11 protein-coding genes and 1 pseudogene are annotated in these 15,586 nt (G+C 65.0%); 2 read left to right on the plus strand and 10 right to left on the minus strand.

Annotated features, from left to right (window positions below; all coding sequences use genetic code 11):
- Positions 1 to 80: 80 nt before the first annotated feature.
- The 3 genes from guaB to BN1136_RS07995 all read right to left on the minus strand — a co-directional run bounded on the left by guaB (position 81) and on the right by BN1136_RS07995 (position 6,315).
- Entirely contained in the window at positions 81 to 1,544 is a 1,464-nt protein-coding gene (guaB, locus tag BN1136_RS07985; RefSeq protein WP_010674549.1) for an IMP dehydrogenase, read from the minus strand.
- Between the two features lie 252 nt (positions 1,545 to 1,796).
- Complete coding sequence (locus BN1136_RS07990) at positions 1,797 to 2,411, minus strand: YitT family protein (protein ID WP_231557849.1); 615 nt, start codon at positions 2,409 to 2,411, stop codon at positions 1,797 to 1,799.
- Between the two features lie 697 nt (positions 2,412 to 3,108).
- A complete protein-coding gene (locus BN1136_RS07995) occupies positions 3,109 to 6,315 on the minus strand; it encodes an alpha-amylase family glycosyl hydrolase (RefSeq protein WP_231557850.1) in 3,207 nt (1,068 codons plus the stop codon).
- A gap of 366 nt (positions 6,316 to 6,681) precedes the next feature.
- Here BN1136_RS07995 and BN1136_RS08000 point away from each other — a divergent pair, with 366 nt between their 5' ends.
- Both BN1136_RS08000 and xseA read left to right on the plus strand, forming a co-directional pair.
- Positions 6,682 to 7,581 carry a DMT family transporter gene (locus tag BN1136_RS08000; RefSeq protein ID WP_043760989.1) on the plus strand — a complete coding sequence of 300 codons (900 nt, stop codon included), beginning with the start codon at positions 6,682 to 6,684 and terminating at the stop codon, positions 7,579 to 7,581.
- 108 nt (positions 7,582 to 7,689) lie between these two features.
- Positions 7,690 to 9,051: an exodeoxyribonuclease VII large subunit gene (xseA, locus tag BN1136_RS08005; RefSeq protein ID WP_043760990.1), complete on the plus strand. Its 1,362-nt coding sequence runs from the start codon at positions 7,690 to 7,692 to the stop codon at positions 9,049 to 9,051.
- Between the two features lie 59 nt (positions 9,052 to 9,110).
- Here xseA and hutW read toward each other — a convergent pair whose 3' ends face one another.
- The 7 genes and pseudogenes from hutW to phhA form a co-directional block, all read right to left on the minus strand.
- Positions 9,111 to 10,484: a heme anaerobic degradation radical SAM methyltransferase ChuW/HutW gene (hutW, locus tag BN1136_RS08010; RefSeq protein WP_043760991.1), complete on the minus strand. Its 1,374-nt coding sequence runs from the start codon at positions 10,482 to 10,484 to the stop codon at positions 9,111 to 9,113.
- 277 nt (positions 10,485 to 10,761) lie between these two features.
- A complete protein-coding gene (locus BN1136_RS08015) occupies positions 10,762 to 11,250 on the minus strand; it encodes an outer membrane lipoprotein YfiB (RefSeq protein WP_043760992.1) in 489 nt (162 codons plus the stop codon).
- 33 nt (positions 11,251 to 11,283) lie between these two features.
- Complete coding sequence (locus BN1136_RS08020; protein WP_043760993.1) at positions 11,284 to 12,513, minus strand: diguanylate cyclase DgcN/YfiN; 1,230 nt, start codon at positions 12,511 to 12,513, stop codon at positions 11,284 to 11,286.
- Positions 12,510 to 13,058: a regulatory sequestration protein YfiR gene (locus BN1136_RS08025; RefSeq protein WP_043760994.1), complete on the minus strand. Its 549-nt coding sequence runs from the start codon at positions 13,056 to 13,058 to the stop codon at positions 12,510 to 12,512. The genes BN1136_RS08020 and BN1136_RS08025 overlap by 4 nt, the downstream gene beginning before the upstream one ends.
- Positions 13,059 to 13,247: 189 nt before the next feature.
- A complete protein-coding gene (gene tyrR, locus BN1136_RS08030; protein WP_043760995.1) occupies positions 13,248 to 14,795 on the minus strand; it encodes a transcriptional regulator TyrR in 1,548 nt (515 codons plus the stop codon).
- Between the two features lie 142 nt (positions 14,796 to 14,937).
- Positions 14,938 to 15,276: a 4a-hydroxytetrahydrobiopterin dehydratase gene (locus BN1136_RS08035; protein ID WP_043760996.1), complete on the minus strand. Its 339-nt coding sequence runs from the start codon at positions 15,274 to 15,276 to the stop codon at positions 14,938 to 14,940.
- A gap of 42 nt (positions 15,277 to 15,318) precedes the next feature.
- Positions 15,319 to 15,586, minus strand: a pseudogene (gene phhA, locus BN1136_RS08040) (phenylalanine 4-monooxygenase); the annotation flags it as partial.

A 15,586-nucleotide genomic window follows, 5' to 3' on the forward strand; every position in this document is an offset into this window, starting at 1 on the left:
TTCCTGCATCAGGCTGATGTTGTCACAAAAAGCACGGGATAAAAAAAGGGTGGAAAAACGGGGCGCAGAGCCCCGTTTCATCAGCCCATCCGGTAGTTGGGGGCTTCTTTGGTAATGGTCACGTCGTGCACGTGGGACTCTTTCATCCCGGCGCCCGAGATGCGCACGAACTCGGCCTTGGTGCGCATGTCGTCGATGGTCGCGCTGCCGGTCAGGCCCATGGAGGAGCGCAGGCCGCCCATCTGCTGGTGGATGATCTCCTTGAGGCGGCCCTTGTACGGCACGCGCCCTTCGATCCCTTCCGGTACCAGCTTGTCGGCGGCGTTGTCGGTCTGGAAGTAGCGGTCGCTGGAGCCCTTGGACATGGCACCCAGGGAGCCCATGCCGCGGTAGGACTTGAAGGAGCGGCCCTGATAGAGCTCGATCTCGCCCGGCGCCTCTTCGGTACCGGCGAACATGGAGCCCACCATGACGCAGCTGGCACCCGCGGCGATGGCCTTGGCCACGTCACCGGAGAAGCGGATGCCGCCATCGGCAATCACCGGCACGCCGGTGCCTTCCAGGGCGTCGACGGCGTCGGAGATGGCGGTGATCTGGGGCACGCCCACGCCGGTCACGATACGGGTAGTACAGATGGAACCCGGGCCGATACCGACCTTGACGGCGTTGACACCCGCTTCCACCAGCGCCTTGGCACCGGCGGCGGTGGCGACGTTGCCGCCGATGATTTGCAGGTCAGGATAGGCTTCACGGGTCGCCTTGATGCGATCCAGCACGCCCTGGGAGTGGCCGTGGGAGGAGTCAATCAGCAGCACGTCCACACCGGCTTCCACCAGGGCGGCGACGCGCTCTTCGTTGCCGGCACCGGCACCGACGGCGGCACCGACACGCAGACGGCCACGCTCGTCTTTACAGGCGTTGGGCTTGCGCTCGGCTTTCTGGAAATCTTTCACGGTGATCATGCCCTTGAGCTTGAAGTCGCCGTTGACCACCAGCACCTTCTCGATGCGGTGCTTTTGCATCAGGGCCACCACCTCTTCGCGAGGGGCCCCTTCACGCACGGTCACCAGACGATCTTTCTGGGTCATGATCTGTTCGACGGTCTGGGAGAGATCGATGACGAAGCGCACGTCACGGCCGGTGATGATGCCCACCAGCTGGTTGCCGTCAGTCACCACGGGGTAACCGGCGAAACCGTTCTTGTGGCTCAGCTCCTTGATCTGGGCGATGGTCATGTCAGGGCGCACGGTAACGGGGTCGCTGACCACGCCGCTCTCGTACTTCTTGACCTTGCGCACTTCGGCAGCCTGCTGCTCGATGGACATGTTCTTGTGAATGAAGCCGATGCCGCCTTCCTGGGCCAGTGCGATAGCCAGACGGGCTTCGGTCACTGTGTCCATGGCAGCGGAGATCATCGGGATATTCAGCGTGATCGCAGACGTGAGCTTGGTACGCAGGTCGGCGGTATTGGGGAGAACAGTGGAGTGGGCTGGAACCAACAGTACATCGTCGAAGGTCAGCGCTTCTTTGGCAATCCTGAGCATGGCAATATCTCACCGTTGTGGAAGTGGGGGTGTAAAATATTGCCGACAAATTTTACTCATGCATTGGGCAGTGGTAAAGAAGTTTTTTGAATTTTTTATGGCGTAGCCCGATTTAACGCCACCAACTGGGCAAAAAACCAATAAATTCAGCCGTAACCATGCCGTTTTTCCCGACAAGATGATCTTTTTTGCCCTTGGGGTCATTTCTGCCCCGAACCCGTCACGGCAGCATTTTTTAACAACCCCTTCCCCTCAGCTTCCCTGATAGCGACCCGGCTTGTGCCAGTTCATCAGCATGGCGTTCATGGCGAGTGCGCTTAAGGTGGACCAGAGCAGCAAAGAGAGCGGCAGGGTGAGCAGGGAGAGCGCAAACACCAGCACATCAAGCACCATCTGGCTCTTTCCTGCGTTGATGCCGCTGCGCTTCTGCAACCAGAGCGTCACCACCCCCGTGCCCCCCACGGAGGCATTGTGGCGCGCCAGAGAGAGCACCCCCATGCCGAGGAAGGTCCCCCCCACCAGGGCCGAGAACAGGGGGTGGACATAGCTTACCGTCAACAGCAGCGGCACCGCCTGGGTCGCCGCCGAGAGGGCGACGTTGACGATCAGCGTCTTGACCATGAAGGCCCGCCCCATGGTGACGTAGCAAAACAGCAAAAAGGGCAGGTTGACCAGGAAGAACAGCACACCGATAGGCAGGCTGCTGACATGGGCGAGCAACAGGGCGATGCCCGCGATGCCGCCGGTGATCATCCCCGAGCACTTGAGCAAGTTAAGCCCCACGGCGATAAACATGACGCCGAGCACCATGCCGTAGACATCGTCCTTGAGGGTATGGGCCAGCCCCTTGTGTGCGGGGGGCGACATGACCATTTCACCTTCCATATGACTCCTTAACCAGGGTTGATAGTGGCATCCGTTGCCTGCAAGCAAGGGCGGTTTATCGATAATGGCGGCGGCGCGTTTGCCATGACGCCCCTGCCCCAGACCTTGCTGCCCGCAGCCCGGGGCTGCCCCCCATGACGGGCATCACCAGACACAGCAAAAAGAGCGCCAATCAACACAAGAGTCCGGGATCGCATCAAAAATCGAATTTAAATTCCACGATGAACGCTGAAAACAGGTTGATCGTACCATCTCTGGGATCGGCAACCCTGCCGAATCAGCATGTTTACCCTGATATGCCAATAACATGCCTCGGTCACACCTAATAAAACCGTTTATCCGGTAGATAATGCTGATGAGGCGCCACTTGATAGCATGAATGGTGCACATGATACGGGGGCCATGGGGGCGATACGGCGTGTTTCTTCGGGGCGGGATCCAGAGAGCAACAACCAGATGGTGCACCATATAAGTGCGAATGCACCAACATAGAGCAATTCAGGCTCGCACGCTGTCCTCGCTGACGCTGTCTGTACGCAGACTCCCCTTCCTTGTCCTGCCTCGCACCTCGACGCCATCGATCCATGCCACTTGCTCCGCCATCCATTCGCGTCCCATATCCGCCCCATAAAAAAGTCGGCCCGAAGGCCGACTCGTTGCACGCTGTGACAGGCTTCTCTCACTTGAGGTATTTGCCGTCAGCCCCCACCTTGCCCGGGCCGTTCAGCACCCAGACGCGGGCCGAGTAGGCGGGCACCGCGAAGCTCAGACTGCCGTTGCTGACGCTCTGGCTCGCGCCGGTCACGGCGTCCGTGTAGGTGCCGTTCTTCAGGCCGCTCAGGCTTATCTGCTGGGCCGCGTTGGCCGCGAGGCCCACGGCGGCGTAGCTGCCTTCGGCGCTGAGATCACGCACGAAGCTGATGCCGCTGCCCCACTCGTTCACCTGGCTCATGGGCGCCTTTTGCAGGGCGGGCACCGCCTTGCGGATCTGGTTCAGGCGCTTGATGTGCTGATAGAGCGGGTGGCTCGGGGTCGCCGGGTTGTCCAGCACGTCCCCGTAGTAGGCGCGGCCGGTCTGATCCACCGTCATGGTGGCCCCGTCGATGTCCTGGGGCTTGCCGGCCTGGAACATCACCTCCTCCCCGTAGTAGAGGGTCGGAATGCCCCGCGCCGTCCAGAGCAGGTTGTAGGTCATGGCCGCATTGCCCTCTTCCCCGCCGTAGCGGTACTTGAAGTCGTTGTCCGGCCCCACGTCGTGATTCTGGAAGAAGGTGATGAGCTTGGTGGCATCCCCGTAGACCCAGTCCATGGCGAAGATCCCCCCTACCCCGCCAAAGTTCCCCCGGGTCACGTTGTCACGGAAGGTGGAGAAGAGGGAGAAGTCCAGCACCGAGAGGCCGGAATCGCCCCCTGCACGGGGATCCGCCGGGTTCGCCGTGGTGCGGGTATACCACCAGGGACGGATCACCGCCGAGGCGTTGTCATTGGCCAGCTCCGAGCCCCAGCCGGTGCCCTTGACCAGGTTTTCTCCAAACACGAACAGCCCCGGCTTGTGGGCCTGCCAGTCGTGGACATAGGTCAGCAGCTCGTCGCGCTCGATGTGCTTCAAGGTATCGATGCGAATCGCATCCACCCCCATGTCGAGGTACTGGTGGATGGCGCCGTTGAGGTAGTCCTTGACGTTCTGGTTGCCGGTGGCGAGATCGATGCAATCCCCCGCCATGTGCTTGCGCTGCAGGGCGAGCGGACTCTCCCAGTCCCCGCCGGACATGAAGCCGTCCAGGTGATACCAGGCGGGATCCAGGGTCTGGGCGTCGATGCCGAAGAAGCGGTTGGGGTTGTAGCCTGCACTCGGCACGGTGGCGCCTGTCTTGGGGTCCACCAGGGGCTGGGTGCCCGCCGGATCGGACTGGCAGCGGGCCTTGTACCAGTCGGGAGCCGCCGGGTTGTCGTCGTCACAGCGGTTCGCGCTGGCGTAGTCCCCAAGGTTGCCTTGATAGGGGCCGTTGTTGATGAGCCCCTGGCTCGAGCCCGCAGGCACGTAGTACTTGATGGGCAGGCGATCGATCCAGGTCTTGCCGCGCAGGCCGTACTGGCTGGAGTGGTTGATCACCACGTCCTGGATCACCTTGATCCCCTTGGCGTGGGCCGCCTGGATGAACTCCCGGTAGCCCGCCCCCGGCGACTCCAGACGGGGATCGACCCGGTAGAAGTCGTAGGCGTGGTAGCCGTGGTAGTCGAGGCCGGAGCGGTTCTCCACCGGCGGCGTCACCCAGATGGCGGTGAAGCCGAGATCCTTGATGTAGTCGAGCTTTGCGATCAAGCCCTTGAAGTCGCCGCGCCACTGGGGATCCCCGGCCTTGTAGCGATCCCGGTTGTAGTAGTTGTTGCCGGCATCGCCGTCATAGAAGCGGGTGGTCAGCAGGAAATAGATGCTCTCGGCGCGAAAATCGCCGCTCGCCACCCCCTGTTCGCCGATGACGTACTCGAAGCGCTGCTCCCGCTGGTTGCCGCTCTCGTCCACCGCCAGGGTGCGGATCACCAGATCGGTGCCGCTGCCCTTGTCGTTCGCCAGCAGGGGCTGGCCTGCATAGCGGGCCGACGCCGTGGTAGGCTGGCTGCCGTCCGTGGTGAAATGCACGGCGGGGGCGGCGTCCTGATCGTCGCTCACCCCGAGCACCACGGACTGGGCATCCAGATAGCTCCCCGGCGCCGGGGTAGCCGTCACCGTGGGGGCCTGCACATCTGCCCCCGCCAGGGTCTCGAGTTCAACGACCTTGCGCTGGCTGTCAAAGCAGATGCGATAGCGGGTGTTGGCGCTGACCAGGTAATCCTGGGCCGGATAGGCCTCGGTCCAGTCCCCCTTGTGGTCAATCTTGAAGCGGGGGTTGCTGCTGCCAAACGCCTGATCGGTGCAGAAGGTGGTGCCATCCTCGGTTGTCATGGGGGTGAGACCCCAGTTGTTGGGGGTACCGCGGAAGTACCAGCTGTCGCCGGTCTGCCCGGCGGCCACCACCACGCTCACGCTGCTGCTGCCCTTGGCGCCCTGATCGTCGGTGACCGTGAGGCCATAGGTGAAGGTGCCGGTCTGCGCCGTGTTGACGACCATGCTCTCCGTGCTCTCGCCGCTGCTCCACAGGTAGCCGACGATCTGGCCGTCGGGATCCGTGGAGTCACTGCCGCTCAGGGTGAGCGCCGCGCCCTGGGCCACGTTCACCGTGCCCCCCGGGGTGATGACCGCGAGCGGCGGCTGGTTGTCATCCCCAAGCGGCACGATGCTGTAGGCCTGGGTCTGGTCGTTGACCTGGATGCGCACCGTGCCGGTTCCGCTCCACAAGATGTCGCCGCCACTTTGCTCCAGCACGCCATCGCCGTTGCTGTCCCCGAAGTTGACGACCCAGTCGCCAGCCTGATCAAACTTCAGGCGCTGGTTGGCCACGCCATCCATGTAGGCCTCGGCCTGCCACAGGTGATCCCCGACCAGGGTCATGGGGAGGCTGGCCCAGCCGTTGAAGGTGCCGCGCACATTGAGCTGCGGCAGCGTGCTGACAAATCCCGAGGCCTCGCAACTGGCGACCGCCGTCGCACTCAGCGCCTGGGTCGTGGCGTTGATGCGGATCTGGTACGCCGTGTTGGCATTGACCACATAGTCGGCCGCCGGGTAGCTCTGCTGCCAGTTGCCGTACCTGTCTATCTTGAAGCGCGGTCCGCCACTGGCGTCGCCGCTCACGAAGCGCTGGCAGGTTTCAAAATTGACGCCGTCGGTCGACGCCATGGCGGTCGCCGCCCATCCATTCGCGGTGCCCCGGAAGAACCACTCCGCCGCCATCCCGGGCGGCGTGATCAGGGTCCCCAACAATCCGGCCACGAGTATCCATCTAGCCATTGATAGTCCTTTGTTTTTCATTGTGTTGTGTGTGATGCCGGTGTGCCCCGGCATTCCCCCATCCGCGACGTCCCACCTTCAGATGAGCCCGACCAGTCTAGAAGTCGCCGTGGTCGATTCGTGGCCATTAAGATGCGAAATGTGACCGCCATCGACCAGGAAATAAGCTGTATGTGATTGATAGCGCTTTCATTTCTGGGCATGGGGTCGAACGTCAAAGGATAGAGAGACGCCGCCCGTGGCGGTCGTATCGGGGGGTAGGATCAGCGCTCTGCACGGCGCCGTTGCCATCGGGAGCGCTTGCCGCCATGATGCAGGGCCGCCCTTGCCATCCCGGGCACCGGGCGGTTCATTCAAGGAGAGACGATGAGACCATCGGATTATGGGAGGCTGCTGGCGCTCGCCGCCATCTGGGGCGCCAGCTTCCTGTTCATGCGCATCGCGGCGCCGGCCTTCGGCTCCATCAACACCACCTTCCTGCGGGTCTTCTTCGCCCTCATCGGGCTCGCCACCATGCTCCTGCTGCTGCGCACCCCCATGCAGTTTCACGGCAAGCTGAAAGCCATCATGGTGCTCGGCATCATCAACTCCGGCGTGCCTTTCCTGATGTACGCCGTGGCGGCCCTCTGGCTGCCCGCCGGCTACTCGGCCATCCTCAACGCCACCACGCCGCTGATGGGGGCCCTCATTGGCTTCTCCTTCTTTCACGAGGCGCTGACCTTGCGCAAGTGGGCCGGGGTCATGCTGGGGCTGGTGGGCATCGGGCTCATCACCACCACGGGGGAGGTCGACCTGAGCGGTCAGCTCGCCATCGGGGTGCTGGCCTGCCTCATCGCCACCGCCTGCTACGGCTGCGCCGGCTTCCTGACGAGGCGCTGGATCACCGAGCGGGGCGGACTGGACGCCAAGCTGGTGGCCTTCGGCAGCCAGATCGGGGCCGTCCTCTTCCTGCTCCCCTTCTTCGGCTACAGCCTGACGAGCGGGCCCGCCGTCGACTGGGCCCAGCCTGGGGTCTGGGCCAGCGTGCTGGCGGTCGGGCTCCTCTGCACCGCCTTCGCCTATCTGCTCTATTTCAGGCTGATCGCCGACATCGGGCCCCTGCGCTCCCTCACGGTCACCTTCCTCATCCCGCCGTTCGGCATCCTCTGGGGCTATCTGGTGCTTGGCGAAACCCTCACCGGCGGCTTCGTGCTCGGCGGCGCCGTGGTCTGCCTCGCGGTCTGGCTGGTGACCAGCCACGCCAAGCCGGCCAGGGCGCAGGCGTAGGGCAAAGCCTCATCTGTCGGGCCCCATGGCTCGGCAGATGGGCACAACTGGGGTAAGATGGCCCCCATCGTTTCTCCCGCCCCGGCGGACACCACAGCAGGGCCAGCCTTGAATCAGCTCAACCAATCCAGCCAGAACAAGCAGCAGATCTTTACCGTCACCCGCCTCAACAGCGCCGTGCGCATGATCCTGGAGCAGGATCTGGGGCTGGTGTGGCTGACCGGGGAGCTCTCGAACCTCGCGATGCCAAGCTCGGGCCACTGGTACTTCTCCTTGAAGGACATGTCGGCCCAGGTGCGCTGCGCCATGTTCAAGGGCAACAACCGCCGGGTGCCGTTCCGCCCCCAGGACGGCATGCAGGTGCTGGTGCAGGCGCGAGTCTCCCTCTATGAGCCCCGGGGCGACTACCAGCTCATCATCGAGTCGATGCAACCCGCCGGGGACGGCATGCTGGCCCTGCGTTTCGAGGAGCTCAAGCGCCGCCTCGGGGCCGAGGGGCTGTTCGACGAGGGAGCCAAGCGTCCCCTGCCCCGCGAGCCCCGCGCCGTGGGCCTCGTCACCTCGGCCACCGGTGCCGCCCTGCACGACATGCTGACCGTCTTGCGCCGCCGCGCCCCGGACTTGCCCGTCTTCATCTACCCGACCCAGGTACAGGGCAGCGCCGCCACCGCCCAGATCGTCTCGGCGATCATGCTTGCCAACCGGCGCGCCGAGGTGGATGTGCTCATCGTCGGGCGCGGCGGCGGATCGCTCGAAGATCTCTGGTGCTTCAACGAGGAGGCGGTGGCCCGGGCCATCCACGACTCCGCCATCCCCGTGGTGAGCGCCGTGGGTCACGAGGTGGACGTCACCATCAGCGACTTTGCCGCCGACTTGCGCGCCCCCACCCCCTCCGCCGCCGCCGAGCTGGTGGCGCCGGACAGGAGTGCCCGCGCCCAGCGCCTCGTGCACCTGCACCAGCGGCTCACCCAGGCCATGAGCCGTCACCAGACCGCCGCCCGCCACGGCTTCGCCCTGCTGCAAAAGCGGCTCGACCACCAGGATCCCAAACGCCGTCTGGAGCAGCAGTCCCAGCGCCTCGACGAGCTGTCCGCCCGCCTGCAGCAACTGCTGGCAAGCCGCCTGCATCAGGGGGAGCGACGCCTGGCCAACCTTGAGCTGCGCCTGCAGGCCAAAAGCCCCGAGAAACTGCTGGCCGCCGGCAAGCGCCGCCATCAGCTCGCGGAGGAGCGGCTCCACGCCCTGATCGCCCGGCGCCAGGATGTGGCCGGGCACCGCCTCGCCATGCTGAGCGCACGCCTCGACGGAGTCAGCCCGCTGGCCACCCTGGGACGCGGCTACGCCATCGTACGCACCCCGACCGGCGAGGTGATCAGCCGCGCCGCTCAGGTGAACGTCGGCCAGCCCCTGGTCACCACCCTGGCCGAGGGCCAGCTGCGGGTGCGCGTGGAAGAGGTGCACAACCAGTAACGAAAGGGGGGCCGTCAAGCGGCCCCCCTTTCTTTCCCTCCTCGTCTGGCCCCTGCCAGCTACCCCCGCGAACGATGCAGAGTCCCGCCCGGATGAACGGCGGGGGTCGCCGCCTCTCCTCCCAATGGGTTTGACTGCAGATATTCGAACAAGCCAGCTTGCAGATTGACGTTCCAGAAGCGCCCCGCCAGGGTGAGCTCAAGGCGCTCCTGACCGAGCTCTGCCAGCCCGTGCGCCTGCCAGCGCTCGAACAGCGGCAGCAGATGGGCCCGTAGCGGCGCAGGCAGGCACGTCAGATCCAGCCAGCCCGCGTCCAGGCCTCCCCGCAGCAGACCGTCCATGCGCCCATCGGGGTTCGGCCTCATCACCATGCCGGGGGGGCGCTTCCCTTCGGCCAGCGCCTCGTGCCAGGCGGCCAGATCCCGCCCCTGCATCAGGCCGTGGCCGTGAATGTTGCCCCCCGCCCCCGCCCCGAAGGGGAGGATCTCGGCGCCGCACTTCGCCATCTGGTTGTAGCGGCTGCGCTCGGCGGGGGTGCGCCGCCAGTGGCTGCAGGAGAGGCGCTGCCAGCCTCCCGCCTCCAGCGTTTGGGCGCCCTGGGCATACATGGCGGCCCGCTGCGGGCCATCGGCGGCCCAGCCGGACTGCCCCTTCTCCCCGGCGCGGGCCAGGTTGGTGCCCGCCATGGCGATGAGCTGGTAGAGATCCACCCCGTGCACGCCGCTCGCCATCACGTCCGCAACGTCCTGGCGCCACACGAAGTCGTCCTGGCCGGGCAGACCGAAGATGAGATCCGCCACGATGACGGCCTCGTCGTGGCGGGTCAACGCCTCCAGCCGGGCCAGCAGGGTTTCCCTGTCATCGAAGCGGGCCGCCTGCTGGCGCACGCGGGTATCAAAGCTCTGCACCCCGAACGAGAAGCGGTTGAAGCCCCCCGCCAGCGCGGTCTCCCACTTGGCGTCATCGAAACCGTTGAGGCGCCCCTCCAGGGTCAGCTCCACATCCGAAGTCAGGGGGAAGCGGCCAATGGCATTGGCCAGCAGAGCCAGATCGTCCGCCGCCATGTCGGTGGGCGTGCCCCCGCCCACATAGACGGCGGAGAAGGGCTGGCTCTGTACCAAGGGTGTCTTGGCCGCCCTGGTCAGCTGCTCGCAGAGGGCCGCCATATAGCGGCTCATGCGCGCCGGATTGGCGCCATTTTCGAAGAAGTTGCAGAAGCTGCAGCGCTTGCGGCAAAACGGGATGTGGATGTAGAGCGCCCGCGCCTCGGCCTCGCTCGGCTGCTGCCACCAGGCCTGCCAGCCCGCCTCGTCGAGCATCAGGGGCCCGGCACCGCCGCGGCTGGCGTGGGCTGAGGTCTTGGCGGTGAAGGCGAATGCGAGGGGATCCGGGGTCGCAAGACCCGTCATGGTCGGGGTAAACAGGGGGGTCATCGCTGTGGCTACCATCTGCAAATAATGCAAATGATAACCAATATCAACAAAGAAACCCTTGTGCTGGATCAAGTTCGGGACCTGGGTGCTCAGCCAGGATCCTCAGGAGCGGAGGAGGTTCAACGCCCTCGGGCGGGTGCGGAAGCAGTGGGATGAATAGAAGAAAGGGAAGGAAAATGCTGGAGGAGGAGAGCCACTCCCCGGCAGGAGAGTGGTATCACACACGCAGTCGGACATCAGAGACAGCCTCGTCATGCCGACGCAGGGACAAAATGGCTCAGCCGTTGTCGATGACGATGGCGACCCGGCGATTCTCCGCTCGTCCGGCGGCGGTGCCGTTGTCGGCGATGGGCGCCGCTTCACCCCGGCCGCGGATGTCCAGGTTCGCAGGTGGCATGCCCACCGACATCAGGACATCGGCCACGGAGCGGGCCCGTTTGAGCGAGAGCTGCTCGTTGTAGCTCGCCTCCCCGTTGGAGTCGGTGTGGCCGTCCACCCTGGCCCGGTTCAGACCGACGCCGATGAGGGTCTTGCCAAGACGCTCCACCACCAGGCGGGTCTGGGGAGTGAGGGCCCCGACATTGTTGGCAAACAGCACCTTGTTGGAGATATCCAGGGTCCAGCCCTCATCGGTCAGCTGAAATCCCTGCTCCCTGAGGGTGGCGATCTGCTCCGCCGTGAGCCCCTGGGGCGCACTCTGACACCCGGCCAGCACTCCCAGCAGCAGCGCAACAAGCCCGATTTTTAGCGCCTTCAAAATGATCATTGTTATGGTCCTTTCACTATGTCCGGTTCAACTTCACGTGGTTCTCCTGTGTGCTTCTTCCTCCTTACGTTGTCGTTTGGCTTGATACATGGCGTCGTCGGCGAACTGCAACAGGGCCTCCGCCGTCTCCCCCTGCTCGGGGTAGAGGGCGGCGCCGATGCTGATGCCCACCCCGAGGTGGCGGCCGTCGCTCAATACCACAGGGGTGCTCATCCCCTGCTGGATCCGCGTCATCACCTCGTGCACCTCGTGCTCGTCCCGGATCGGGGCGAGCAGGATGACAAACTCGTCGCCCCCGAGGCGGCACACCAGATCCAGCGGTCTGAGCTGGTGCTGCACCCGCCGCGCCAGAGCGATCAACACCTCGTCGCCTACCCCGTGGCCCAGGGTGTCGTTGATCTGCTTGAAGCGATCACAGTCGAGGTAGAGCAGGGCGAAGCGCTCCTGATCCCCCTGGATGGCCTGCCCCAGCCGCGCCTCGAACAGAGCCCGGTTGGGCAGGCCGGTGAGGGCGTCGTGGGTGGCCCGGTGCAGCAGGCTGGCATTTTCCCGCTTCTGGTGGGCTTGCCAGGCCTCCAGCTCGTCGAGCAGGGTGTTGAAGTCCTCCCCGAGCGCGTGTAGCTCGGCGATGTTGGCCGCCGGCACCCGCTGCTTGAGGGCGCGCTGGCGACTGACACTGTAGGCGACCTCGGCCAGGGCCTTGAGGGGCGCCGTGATGGAGCGCTGCATGCGGCGCGCCACGTGGAGAGCCCCGAGGATGCTGAGCAACAGGCACACCAGGGTCGCCAGCAGGGTCTGCAGCAGGAAGCGCAGCAGATATTGTCCGTGCCCCACCAGGTGCACCCGGGCTATCTCCCGGCTCTCCCGCACCATGGCCACTTCCACCGGCCCCGGCAGGATCAGGCGGGCCAGATGCTGCTCCAGGGTGGTCCAGGGGGTGGTGATGGCGCGGCGCCAGCTTGCCAGCACCTGGCCGTCTGGCAGCACTATGCTGGCGCTCGCGATATCCTCCCGGGAGGTGATGGTCTCCAGGGCATCTTTCGCCGCCTCCTCGTCATCGAACACCACGGCGGCCTCTGAGGTGTAGCTGATGGCGCGGGCCACCAGCTCGAGGTTGTGATCCGCATAGAGGCGCAGCGCCAGCAGCGCCGTGATGGTCAGGAACAGGCCCGCCATGCAGACGGCGGTCAGGGAGATCATCATGTGGGTGCGGCCCAGGCTCTGTCGCAGGGTGAGCCTGGGGCTTGCGGGTGCAGTCGTCATCGTGCGCCCTCGTCAGCCTTGGCGAGCTTCAGCACGGCCGGGTGCACCCGCACGCCGCTGCGGGCGAGCGCATCCAGGTTGACCCGAAAGCGGACCCGATCCGTGTCCGGCTGAAGGCAGAAGACAGCGTCGGCGATGCACTCCCTGCTCTGTTCGCTGATGCTGAGGATGGCGTGCCCCTGCAGTCGCTCGAACAGGGGGAGACGCTGCTCCGGGGCCAGCACCCCCAGATAGATCACATCGCAGCGCCGGACCAGCGCCTCCTCGTCGAGCCCGTAGCGATGCACCTCCACCGGGCGACCGTTGGCCTGCCGCACGATGGCAAAGAGGGCGCCGGCATATTCCGTCGGGGCTGCGATGCAGAGCCGAAGCGTTGCAGGCTCCTTGGGCCAGCGGGTGTAGCTGAGGATGTCGAGCACGGTCTGGCGCACTAGCTCGCTGCGAAGCTCGGCCGAGGTCGCCGCCACGGCCGCATTGGCCAGCACCAGCGTGCAGCCCAGTGGCAACAGCCACACAAAAATCCGGATGAAAGACAACAACTGCATGATGTCCGCACTTATGTTTACGTCGACAATGGGGTGGGCCGACGCCCATGAAGGGATTGCCTGAAGGGAGTCGTACCGAGCTTATCAGCCCGAAGGGGTTGCCCCATCCGCCCGCACGCAGGGTGCGTCACGGGGTGTCGCAGTGCCGCCCGGGGTGCGCGTCAGCGCACGCCACGGGCAGCTCAGCCGCTACTTCTTGCCAATCCCGTACTCGCGCAGCTTGTTGGCGATGGCGGTATGGGAGACGCCGAGCCGCTTGGCCAGCTGGCGGGTGGAGGGGAAGGCCGGATAGAGGCGCTCCAGCAGGCGGCTCTCGAAGCGCTTCACCGCCTCGTCGAGCCCCCCTTCGAACCACTCGTCGATAAGGGGCATGGCATCGGCCGCCACCGGCAGATCCACGTGCTCGGGGCCGAGCTCGTCCCCTTCCAGCAGCGTCATGGCCCGGTAGAGGCAGTTGCGCAGCTGGCGCACATTGCCCGGCCAGCGGTAGGCGGTGAGGTACTCGGCCATGTTGCGGGTAAAGCGCGGCTTGGGGCGCTGCAACTCGCTGGCGAAGCGGGCGACGAACTGCTGGGCCAGGGCCATGATGTCCGCCTTGCGCTCGCGCAGTGGCGGCAGCGCCAGGCTGAGCACGTTGAGGCGATAGTAGAGGTCTTCCCGGAACTTGCCCTCGTGCACCAGATCCAGCAACTGCTTCTGGGTGGTGCAGATGAAGCGCACGTTAACCCTCACCTCCTGCTCGTCGCCGACCCGGCGAAAGACCCCGTCCTGCAGCACCCGCAGGAACTTGGTCTGCAGATGAGGGGACATGTCGCCGATCTCGTCCAGCATCAGGGTGCCGCCGCTCGCCAGCTCCAGCACCCCGCGCTTGCCCTCGGTGTTGTTGCCAAAGGCGCCGGGGGCATAGCCGAACAACTCGCTCTCCGCCACGTTGTCCGGCATGGCCGCGCAGTTGAGGGCCATGAAGGGGTGGCTGGAGCGCAGGCTGGCGCCGTGGCAGGCGCGGGCCAGCAGCTCCTTGCCGGTGCCGGTCTCGCCGACGATGAGCAGCGGCGCATCCTGCATCGCGAGCTTCGCCGCCTGGGCCAGCACCTCCTTCATCTTCTGGCTCTCGGCCTGCAGGTGTTCAAAGCCCCCCACCTCCACCGCGTGCAGAGCGCTGAAGTGCATGCCGACCCGGCGGGCGGACTTGAGCACCACCACGGCGCCAGCCAGGGCCTGCCTGCCCTTCTCCTCGGCCACGAACAGCGGCATCAGATCGCCGAGGTACTCCTCGCCGCCGAGGCTGAGCTTGCAGGTCTGGGGCTTGATCTCGCTCGCCTCCAGCCAGCGGGCGAAGGAGAACCCCTTGACCAGGGAGCCGAGCGCCACGCCACGCACCTCTTCCGGCGGCAGCGCGAGCGTGGTGAGGGCGGCCTGGTTGGCCTGGGTCACCCGCCCCTTGCTGTCGAGGGAGAAGACCAGGTCGGGCAGCGCCTTGAGCAGGGCCTCTATCTCGTGGTGCTCCCGCTCGGAGGGCATGTAGGGGATGGTCTTGACATCGTAGACGCCGGGAATACGGCGAATTTCCGGCATCAGGTGCTGGAAATCCCGGAACTCCAGCTCGGGGAAATTGAGATAGATGATGCCTGAGGTATCGATTTCGATGCCGCGCAGATCGATGTTGTGCTCCACCAGTCGATCGAGCAGTTCCCGGGTCAGGCCCAGGCGGTCTTCACAGCTGACTTCAAGACGCATTCGGCACACACTTCCTAGCTAACATTCTGAATGACCGGATAATACAGACTCGATCCCGCCAGTGCGAGCGCTCCCCCATAAAAATGCGGGCCCACCCCGTTTTCACCGGGCGGGCCCATCTTGTGCCGTGTTTTTGCGGCGATTACTTCAGCAACTCGTCCGTGCGCGCCGCCATGATGAAGTCGTTGCGGTGCAGCCCGCCTATCTTGTGGGTCCACCAGCTCACGGTCACCTTGCCCCACTCCGTCAGGATCGCCGGATGGTGGAACTCCGCCTCCGCCAGCTCGCCGAGGCGGTTGGTGAAGGCCAGCGCCTCCTTGAAGTTGCGAAACACAAATTCACGCCTGAGCTGCAGCTCACCGTTGACCACCAGAGGCTGCCAGTCGGGGATGAGGTGCATCAACTCGCCAAGCTCCTGCTCGCTCACCTTGGGGGCATCGGCGCGGCACGCCTCGCATCGTTGATTCGCCAGTTCGGACATTCGGGACTCCTTTCATTGAAACAGGGGGGACATGAAAACGGGTTAACTCGCCTGCTTGCCGGAAACGGGGGCAAAACGGGGCGGACGCAGGCCGAGGCGACGGGCCTGGGCCACGGCCTCCATGATGGCCTGCGGCGACAGACGGTAAAGGGTGTCGAGATCCTGCAGCACGAAATAGACCGGCTGCATGATGTCGATGCGATAGGGGGTGCGCAGGATCTCCAGCAGATCGAAGGGCTGCAGCACGGGTTTGCCGGAGAGCGCATACGCGGTCTCGCCGATGGAGGAGAGGATGCCGCCCCCGTAGATG

The sequence above is a fragment of the Aeromonas taiwanensis genome (assembly GCF_000820165.1).
GTDB lineage: Bacteria > Pseudomonadota > Gammaproteobacteria > Enterobacterales > Aeromonadaceae > Aeromonas > Aeromonas taiwanensis.

Excerpts from the sequence above, each read along its gene's own strand:
- BN1136_RS08000 (WP_043760989.1), top strand. The coding sequence starts at position 6,682 with ATGAGACCATCGGATTATGGGAGGCTGCTGGCGCTCGCCGCCATCTGG.
- BN1136_RS08020 (WP_043760993.1), bottom strand. The coding sequence starts at position 12,513 with ATGACGACTGCACCCGCAAGCCCCAGGCTCACCCTGCGACAGAGCCTG.
- BN1136_RS08015 (WP_043760992.1), bottom strand. The coding sequence starts at position 11,250 with ATGATCATTTTGAAGGCGCTAAAAATCGGGCTTGTTGCGCTGCTGCTG.
- BN1136_RS07995 (WP_231557850.1), bottom strand. The coding sequence starts at position 6,315 with ATGGCTAGATGGATACTCGTGGCCGGATTGTTGGGGACCCTGATCACG.
- guaB (WP_010674549.1), bottom strand. The coding sequence starts at position 1,544 with ATGCTCAGGATTGCCAAAGAAGCGCTGACCTTCGACGATGTACTGTTG.
- tyrR (WP_043760995.1), bottom strand. The coding sequence starts at position 14,795 with ATGCGTCTTGAAGTCAGCTGTGAAGACCGCCTGGGCCTGACCCGGGAA.
- BN1136_RS08035 (WP_043760996.1), bottom strand. The coding sequence starts at position 15,276 with ATGTCCGAACTGGCGAATCAACGATGCGAGGCGTGCCGCGCCGATGCC.
- BN1136_RS07990 (WP_231557849.1), bottom strand. The coding sequence starts at position 2,411 with ATGTCGCCCCCCGCACACAAGGGGCTGGCCCATACCCTCAAGGACGAT.
- hutW (WP_043760991.1), bottom strand. The coding sequence starts at position 10,484 with ATGACCCCCCTGTTTACCCCGACCATGACGGGTCTTGCGACCCCGGAT.
- BN1136_RS08025 (WP_043760994.1), bottom strand. The coding sequence starts at position 13,058 with ATGCAGTTGTTGTCTTTCATCCGGATTTTTGTGTGGCTGTTGCCACTG.